Raw genomic sequence first — 6459 nt, forward strand, 5'->3', positions numbered from 1 at the left:
GGTGAGAAGCCTGATTTTCAGGCTTACCACCCTCACATATCATAGAAGAATCTTATTTACAGACTTTTTCTCATAGTCTCCCCAAACCAAACACTTAATTGTTGCAAGATAAGTTTTCCGATATGCTTTTCTTCCGCCCCCAATTTTCGGAGTACAGAGAAGCGATATTTATATTGTCCTGCGTCTAAGAGTTGTTGCAAAGAAAGTACGGTAAGACATATAACCATCAGTACGACAGCACCATAAATCATTGCAGTCTGTAAAATAAAGTTATTTGCTATGGAACTATTGATTTGCAGTGTGCTAAAACGCACGCCATAAATAGCCCCGGTTTCTGCCTGCTCGGGATATTTCTCTGTAAAAAGTTTTTCCAGTTTCCTTGCATTTTCATAGGAGATATTTTCCGTTGTTGTAATATATCGGTTTTTTATTACTGGCAACAGCTTTTCACAAATATTGTCTGGAAGTACATACAATACATTTGTATAGGAATTGTACGCTGTTTCTCCAATCGGATCCTCATAATAGGACTGCCCGGAAAGAGTCAATTCTCCTGCGTCTGTCATAATGCTGGTGTGTTCTTTCAAAAAGCTATCCCGTTCTTCCTCGGTGGCGATTGCTTTCCATTGTGTTGTAAATTCATCTTCCTCCAGAGAAATCTGTTCGTAACCCAGCATTTCCCGTATAGTGTTATAATCACTCAAAGAAATTGCTACAATCGGAAAATCATATTTCTGTCTGTTGTGAAAATCGTCTTTCTCTGGCAGATATAGATTGAACGTGCAATCATAAACTGTATCTATTTTGTGTTCTGTCAGAAACTCAGTAATGATTTCATAACTGTCTTGCGGCAGATTTTCTTCTTCATATACGTCATTATATCTTGAATATACCTGCACATCATACATAGAGCGCATATCCAAATAACCTGAAGCCCAGCCCGTCAAAATAGGGGCGGCAATAAACATGAAGATTGCAAGGACAAGGGTTATACAAATCAGCGTCATTGTTTTGCTGGTTGTATTTAGTTTTGATATAATTTGCCCGAAAAAGAACAGGTTTTCTCCCTTGTATCTATGTTCCGGCGATTTTACTTTCCATGCTACAATCAAGCTGCTGGCAAGATAAATCAATGCACAAATAAAGAAGAGCAAATCAATCAATACAAATACCAGATATTGATTCAGTATTCCACCATGTAAAGGCAAATAGTATTGATTGGTAAGAGCAGGTACGCTTGCTGCTAAAAAGGCGTGCAATACAGAACAAATAAGCAGCCCATCAATCAACTTTTGAAAAGCAATTTTTTTCTTTTTCAACATCCATAATGCCGCCCAGCCTAATGTAACAACAGGGAGCAAAATATTTCCCCAATACATGATTTTCACCGGGAAAACAAAGCGGGAGTCATAATAAAATCGGACATTTTGTATTCCTGAAAACAATTCCCATAAAGTAAACATTAAAAACAGAATTACTACGACAGGAATGAATCGGCTCTTTTTCAATTCTGGCTCATTTTCTTTCTCTGCGGAAAGCATATCAATAATTTTTGTTTTTTTGATTGTGCGTGTATTGAAAACTCCTACCACAAAAAAACTTACCACAAAAAATATCACTGTCAGCAAAACGGTGTCCGGGAACAATGTCCATGAGATTTCATAAGGCTCTCCATAAGCAGTAAGGAGCATTGCGGTAATGAATTGAGAGCAAAATACACCGCAAAAAATACCAATCAAAATGGAAAACATACCCATAATCAGTGTTTCTGCAAAGAAAATCCTGCCAATAGTTTTTTGTTCCATTCCCATAATGGACTGGACAGCAAACTCTTTTTGCTTTCGTCTTAGCATATAATGATTGACGAACCGTATCAAAAATAACAACAGCAATGTTATCATGCAGATTGCAATTTTCATTCCGTCACTTAACAGAGTAAAATCATACTCGCTGCCTATATCCGGGCTATAATAACTACTGGAAATAGACAAGAACGCATAAAACAAGGTAACACAGATTGTCATTGTGACAATGTAGACCAGATAGTCTTTTACAGACCGTTTTGCATTTCTGAAAACAAGTTTAGCATACATGGCTTTGTCCCCCTCCGATCATGGTAAGGACATTCAGAATTTTATCAAAAAAAGCACTTCTGCTGTCGTTGCCCTTGCGCAGTTCCATAAAGATTTCTCCGTCTTTCAAAAAAAGAATACGGTTGGCATAGCTGGCGGTAAAAGCGTCATGAGTTACCATAAGAATTGTCGCCCTAAGCTGTTCATTGATACTTTGAATGGTAGACAGCAACATTTGTGAGGAATGGCTGTCTAATGCCCCTGTCGGCTCATCTGCCAGTAAGAGCTTCGGGTTGTTGATAATTGCTCTTGCACAAGCACAACGCTGTTTTTGTCCGCCGGATACCTGATAAGGATATTTGTTTAGAATATCGCTGATATTCAGCTTTCCGGCTATATCCAAAATGCGGGATTCTACGCTCCCGGCAGGGACTTTGTTGATTGCTAATGCCAGTGCAATATTTTCTGAAATCGTCAATGTGTCCAGCAAATTGAAGTCTTGAAATATAAACCCTAAATTCTCCCTGCGAAAACGGGCAAGGGATTTTGGTTTGATTTCCGTTATATCTGTTCCATCTAAAAAAATATGCCCTGCACTTACGGTATCAATCGTAGAAATACAGTTGAGCAGCGTTGTCTTTCCAGAACCGGACGCACCCATAATTCCGAGAAATTCCCCAGCTTCCACAGAAAAGCTAATGTCTTTAATGGCTTTGGTAATATTCCCTTCATTGCCATAATATTTCTGGATATGTTCCAGTTTCAAAATCGTATTCATCTGATAAACCTCCTTAACTGTTCCATATCTTTATTGTAAATGGAGTATCTCATTTTTTGTATCAAGTTTTCTTACACAGTTCTTACAAAAATGTAAGAAGTGCAGAACCTGTCAGCCCTGCACTCCGATAATAAAATCATTCATTTGAAAGATAAGTGAAATCGTTGTTCCTCTGTTTTCGGAATAAGCAGTAAGCCCTATTCCCAGTTTATCACATAGACGCTTGCAAAGATATAAGCCAATTCCAGTAGAATTTTTCCCGGTTCGCCCATTCTGACCTGTAAATCCTTTTTCAAAAATACGGGGTAAATCACTTTTAGGAATACCTATCCCATTATCGCTGATAGATAGCACAATCTTGTCATTCGTTTTTGTTGCCCCAAAGTGCAAAATAGGCTGCTCTGCATGGTATTTGATTGCATTACCGATAATCTGATTTAAGATGAACCGCACCCATTTTTCATCGGTATAAACTTTTGTTTCTATATCGTCTATCTGAATTGACATATTGCTTTGACGCAAAAGATACTTATTATCTGCGATTGCACTATGCACAACATCGCATAAATTGACTTCACGGACAGAATAGTCTTTTTCAGCGTGTTCACTCCGGGCATAGTAAAGTGCCTGTTCTGTATATTGGTTGATATTCTCTAACTCTGCCAATACCTCTCTGGAAAAGGGAGAACGGTTATTCTCACACAGCAGCTTCATCGCTGTAATTGGTGTTTTTACTTCGTGTATCCATTGTTCAATGTATTCTTTATATTCCCTGCGTTCCCTCTGTACTTCGCCAATCCGTTCCAACATAGATTTTTCAGCCATTTTCATAATCTGGTAAAAAACCTGTTCATCAGCCCTTTCCGGCACTTGCATGATTTCCGGCAATAAATATCGTTCTTCTAATTGCTCCGTCATATTGAGCAATTTATTCAGATATTTTTTTCGTGAGAAATAAAATGCCAGCAAAGATAAAACAAGGACAATCGACCAGACTGCAAAAATAAACAGGACTGTTTGGATAGGATTATCGCTTGCAATCAGGAACAAAGCAAGGACAAGCATACCCAGCAGATTGATTAAAATAACGGGGAGTTGATTTTTCAAATATTGTTTTCCACTCATAATGTATATCCTTGCCTGTGTTTTGTTTTAATGAAATCTACGAGTCCGATTGCTGCCAGTTTGTCGCGAATACGGGTAATATTGACACTTAGGGCGTTATCATCAACATAAAGCTGATTGTCCCAAAGAAAATCCACAATATCATTTCTGGAACAGATTTTTCCGGAGTTCTTAAAAAGGTAGTAGAGGATTTTCAATTCATTCTTTGTCAATTCTGCTTTCTGTCCTTTGTACTCTATCATGCTACTCTCCAAATGCAGGGTAGCTTCTCTCCACATATAAATTTCTGTTTGAGGGGAACGGTAGGCTTTCTTTAACAATGCAGCAATTTTAGCAAGAAGAATAGCGGGATTATAAGGCTTTGTGATAAACGCATCTCCACCCAGCATAATGCTGTTCAGTTCGTCCATATCTGTATTGCTGCTTGTTACAAATACAATCGGAATATCTGAAAAGGTGCGAATCCCCGAGCATATTTCAAAACCGTTATTCCCCGGAAGTTTTATATCCAGAATAACCAGATGTGGCGCAGCTTCTTTTAACTGCTCTATTGTTTTGGAAAAATCCGTAACTGCAAATACTTCATATCCATTCCCAGACAAAAGAGTTTTAAGCTGTGTTTGTATCGTAAAATCATCTTCAATGATTAGTATTTTTTCCTTCATAGAGATACCTCCCTGACACTTTATTATACTGTATCAGAGAGGTTTTCTCAATCGTATTATTGAATGGGAATTTTAGAATGATTTTGTACATAGCTTTGTAAAAAATGCTTAATAGTTTCTTTTCTCAAGGTACGATTCTAAATAACACCTAAGTCCAACATATGCGCCCTGCAAAAGTACAAAAAGCAATAGAAGATTTACTGACAGTGCTTTTTTGATTGCTTCTCCAAAATAAATGATGACAGCAGCACTTGTCAGTATCATCAGTAGAGTAATGACATCCCAACACTTTTCCCTATATAATTCTATAACCTTTATTTCTATCAGTATCGCCAGTATCCCTGTTCCTGCCACACATATTCCTACAATCAATATTAGCAATATCCAATATACCATTCCGGCTATAAAAGGATTTGGAATTTTTGTGCTAATCTGTGCCACAGATTGCCCGACCTCAATCGTCCAACCGATAAAAGTTTGTATGAATGACGCTGCATCATGGAAGAATGATTTGCAATCGGAAAGGAGCACATCTGACTGTACTGCCTGAAAAAGAGTGGTTGTCAGCGAATACCTTGCAAGAAGGAACAAGGTTGTTTGGAACATTACCGTTTTTGCTTTATATTGTCCTGCAAGTCGCTCTTTTTGTGTTTCGTATTTTGCTTTTGCATTCTGATAGTCTGTCCGGTCACAGGCTTCACATTTTTCATAGAGTACCGGCTTTTCTACCGGTATCTCTACGATTTTCTGATGTGTCCGGGCATAATCCCGTTGTTGTGTTAAGCATCGTATTTTATCTTGACATTCCCCTATCGTGACGTTTGCGCTTCGCAGCTTCTCTTTCTCGTTCCGCAATGCTCTGTCTGCTAGCTTCAAGTCGTTCTTTAATGCTTGAATATTCCCGGCTCTGTTCTCTTTGTTTAATTTCTCGTTCAAGGTCAGAGATTCGTTGAGCTGTGTCTTTAGTTCCACGATAAGCTGGTCTTTCTGTTCCAGTTCTTCTTGTATCTCCTCGGTCAAGAGGAGAAGTTCTTCCAACTGTTCGGCGTTCTTTGATTCTCTGGATTCGTTCATCTATATCACGTCCTTTCTCTATCTGCTGTTCCAGTTCAGCAATTCGGTGTTCTGTTTCAGTAATAAACTGTTTTCGCTGTTCAGTTTCTGTACCAATTTCTGCCATTGCTGATTTTCGTTTTCCAAAAGTTCTATCTTCGTTTTCTGTTCTTCCATCTTGGAAAGCAGTTCCTCGGTATTTGGCAAAATGTTGAGCAGCTCGGATAACTCGCTGTTTAATTTTTGCAATTTCTGATTCTGTTCCTGCATAAGAGAGAGTTGGGTGTCCCGGTTCTGCATTTCCAGAATCATTTCTGCCATTAAGGTCTGCTGTTCTTCGATTTGCCCAATCATGGATTCCATTAAGGGTATAATTTCCCGGCTTTCTTCTAATGTCATTTAATCGCTCCTTCCATAATGATAATGCACCCGATACTTTTCCAAAGGTGTCCAGTATCTTTTGCAATAACGTGTTTTGTTGTTTTATGATTTGATTTTCCGCTACTTTCCACGAACCTTTTATTTCCTGCCCGGCAAGAAACTTTTGTTCAATCTTTCTTGCGTCAGCGCCTTCATGGATGGTAGGAATCTGGAGTTTTCCCTGTTTTTCATAAGAACGGTGATCGACCTGATTATGCAAAGGAAGATGTTCATTACACACCTTTGCCCATTCACTCCGCCACAGTTCACAATTTTTTGGATTGTTCCATCCGTTAGCATCGGTCAGCACCCGTTTCCATTGCAGGCGGTTTCTTGCACCCATCTT

The 6459-nt window shown here is 38.7% G+C and carries 6 protein-coding genes; all 6 read right to left on the reverse strand.

All coding sequences use genetic code 11. From position 1 onward, the window contains the following. Window positions 1–56: 56 nt before the first annotated feature. Window positions 57–2093: an FtsX-like permease family protein gene (locus GPK49_RS00005; protein WP_318283784.1), complete on the reverse strand. Its 2037-nt coding sequence runs from the start codon at window positions 2091–2093 to the stop codon at window positions 57–59. Continuing rightward, window positions 2083–2850 carry an ABC transporter ATP-binding protein gene (locus GPK49_RS00010; RefSeq protein ID WP_006858430.1) on the reverse strand — a complete coding sequence of 256 codons (768 nt, stop codon included), beginning with the start codon at window positions 2848–2850 and terminating at the stop codon, window positions 2083–2085. Before GPK49_RS00010 ends, GPK49_RS00005 begins: the two co-directional genes overlap by 11 nt. Before the next feature lie 111 nt (window positions 2851–2961). Beyond that, on the reverse strand, window positions 2962–3975 hold the full coding sequence (locus tag GPK49_RS00015; RefSeq protein ID WP_006858429.1) for a sensor histidine kinase: 1014 nt from the start codon (window positions 3973–3975) through the stop codon (window positions 2962–2964). Then, on the reverse strand, window positions 3972–4640 hold the full coding sequence (locus tag GPK49_RS00020) for a response regulator transcription factor (protein ID WP_006858428.1): 669 nt from the start codon (window positions 4638–4640) through the stop codon (window positions 3972–3974). Before GPK49_RS00020 ends, GPK49_RS00015 begins: the two co-directional genes overlap by 4 nt. A 108-nt stretch (window positions 4641–4748) precedes the next feature. Continuing rightward, complete coding sequence (locus GPK49_RS00025) at window positions 4749–5495, reverse strand: DUF6040 family protein (protein ID WP_215676366.1); 747 nt, start codon at window positions 5493–5495, stop codon at window positions 4749–4751. Beyond that, window positions 5434–6459 (reverse strand): MobA/MobL family protein (locus GPK49_RS00030; RefSeq protein ID WP_215676367.1); only part of this gene is annotated, 1026 nt, incomplete at its 5' end. The genes GPK49_RS00030 and GPK49_RS00025, both read right to left, overlap by 62 nt.

The sequence above is a fragment of the Clostridium sp. MCC345 genome (assembly GCF_018785345.1).
Classification (GTDB): Bacteria; Bacillota; Clostridia; order Lachnospirales; family Anaerotignaceae; genus Anaerotignum_A; species Anaerotignum_A faecicola.

Excerpts from the sequence above, each read along its gene's own strand:
- GPK49_RS00005 (WP_318283784.1), bottom strand. The coding sequence starts at position 2,093 with ATGTATGCTAAACTTGTTTTCAGAAATGCAAAACGGTCTGTAAAAGAC.
- GPK49_RS00010 (WP_006858430.1), bottom strand. The coding sequence starts at position 2,850 with ATGAATACGATTTTGAAACTGGAACATATCCAGAAATATTATGGCAAT.
- GPK49_RS00015 (WP_006858429.1), bottom strand. The coding sequence starts at position 3,975 with ATGAGTGGAAAACAATATTTGAAAAATCAACTCCCCGTTATTTTAATC.
- GPK49_RS00020 (WP_006858428.1), bottom strand. The coding sequence starts at position 4,640 with ATGAAGGAAAAAATACTAATCATTGAAGATGATTTTACGATACAAACA.